Source organism: Saccharomonospora sp. NPDC046836, from assembly GCF_040645195.1.
Lineage (GTDB): Bacteria > Actinomycetota > Actinomycetes > Mycobacteriales > Pseudonocardiaceae > Prauserella_A.
This window is the reverse complement of sequence record NZ_JBEYXW010000120.1, coordinates 1-1,830: the sequence shown is the minus strand read 5'-3', so window position 1 is coordinate 1,830 and position 1,830 is coordinate 1. Positions and strand designations below refer to the sequence as shown.

Sequence of the window (1,830 nt, the reverse complement as noted above, 5' to 3'; positions counted from 1 at the left end):
GCGGCGCGGGTGGCGGCGACGGCGCTGAGGCGGCGGGTCCGCTCGCGGGCGTCCCGCTCCAGGGTGCGGCGGGCGGGGACGGAGAGGACCGGGTCGTCCAGGTGGCTGAGGTGGTCCAGGACGTGCGGCGGCACGATCGTGCAGAAGACGGGGTGCGGGGCCGGGCGGATCAGGGCGGAGTCGGAGGCGGTGCGGACGGTCGGGGTGCGCTTCGGGCGCTGGTTGTCGGTCATGAGACTGACTTGCTCTCTGTGACCGGACTGAAACACTCCGTGCGGGAGATTAGCGAAATAGAGGGACTCGTCACCTCTGGGCCGTTCCCTCACCCCGGTCCCGCATACTGATACACGTCAGCGCAACAGGGACGGCTCAGTTAGGCTGCGGAGCATCATGCGTTACGGGCTGCTTCTCCTTAGCTGCCGCGGCGAGGGCCTGTAGTCGAGGTCGACCCCCTCCCCGCGGAGTCCGGTGTTGCGGTGAACCCGCCGCCAGTCGGCCGTCTCCAGTGGACCACTGAGGAGCCCCGCGCATCATGTCGAACCCCGCCGACGCATCCCGTACCGTCACCGCCGACCAGCCGGTGAGCCGTCGGACCCCCCTCACCCGGGACAGCGTCACCCAGCGCCCCTCCGGCATGCCGACCGGCCGGTACCGCGGCTACGACGCCGTCGACCTGGCCGACCGCACCTGGCCCGAGCAGCGCATCACCAAGGCCCCCCGCTGGCTCTCCACCGATCTGCGGGACGGCAACCAGGCCCTGATCGACCCCATGTCGCCCGCCCGCAAGCGCGAGATGTTCGACCTGCTGGTGCGGATGGGCTACAAGGAGATCGAGGTCGGCTTCCCCTCCTCCGGTGAGACGGACTACGCCTTCGTCCGCTCCATCATCGAAGAGGGCGCCATCCCCGAGGACGTGACCATCTCCGTCCTGACCCAGGCCCGCGAGGACCTGATCGAGCGCACCGTCCAGTCGCTGAAGGGCGCCCACCGCGCCACGGTCCACCTGTACAACGCCACCGCGCCCACCTTCCGCCGGGTCGTCTTCCGCGGCTCGCGCGAGGACGTCAAGCAGATCGCCGTCGACGGCACCCGGCTGGTCATGGAGTACGCCGAGAAGCTGCTGGACGCCCGGACCGCCTTCGGCTACCAGTACAGCCCGGAGATCTTCACCGACACCGAGCTGGACTTCGCCCTGGAGGTCTGCGAGGCGGTGATGGACGTCTGGCAGCCCGAGGAGGGTCGCGAGATCATCCTCAACCTGCCCGCCACCGTGGAGCGCTCCACCCCCTCCACCCACGCCGACCGCTTCGAGTGGATGTCGCGGAACCTGTCCCGCCGCGAGTTCGTCTGCCTCTCCACCCACCCGCACAACGACCGCGGCACCGCCGTGGCCGCCGCCGAGCTGGCCGTGATGGCCGGCGCCGACCGTGTCGAGGGCTGCCTGTTCGGGCAGGGCGAGCGCACCGGCAACGTCGACCTGGTCACCCTGGGCATGAACCTCTTCTCCCAGGGCGTCGACCCGATGATCGACTTCTCGCAGATCGACGAGGTCCGCAGGACCGCCGAGTACTGCAACCAGATGGAGGTCCACCCGCGCCACCCCTACGTCGGTGACCTCGTCTACACCGCCTTCTCCGGCTCCCACCAGGACGCCATCAAGAAGGGCTTCGACGCCATGGAGGCCGACGCCGCCGCCCAGGGCAAGACCGTCGACGACATCGAGTGGGCCGTCCCCTACCTGCCCATCGACCCCAAGGACGTCGGCCGCTCCTACGAGGCCGTCATCCGGGTCAACTCGCAGTCCGGCAAGGGCGGCATCGCCTACGTCCT

The 1,830-nt window shown here is 69.7% G+C and carries 2 protein-coding genes; one reads left to right on the top strand and one right to left on the bottom strand.

Annotation, left to right across the window (positions count from 1 at the left end; all coding sequences use genetic code 11):
- On the bottom strand, nt 1–233 hold a 233-nt coding region (locus ABZ863_RS35615; RefSeq protein ID WP_358544190.1), incomplete at its 3' end, for a hypothetical protein.
- A gap of 299 nt (nt 234–532) precedes the next feature.
- On the opposite strand from ABZ863_RS35615, the gene ABZ863_RS35610 reads away from it, so the two are divergent.
- A partial coding sequence (locus ABZ863_RS35610) for a 2-isopropylmalate synthase (protein ID WP_358544187.1) occupies nt 533–1,830 on the top strand: 1,298 nt, incomplete at its 3' end.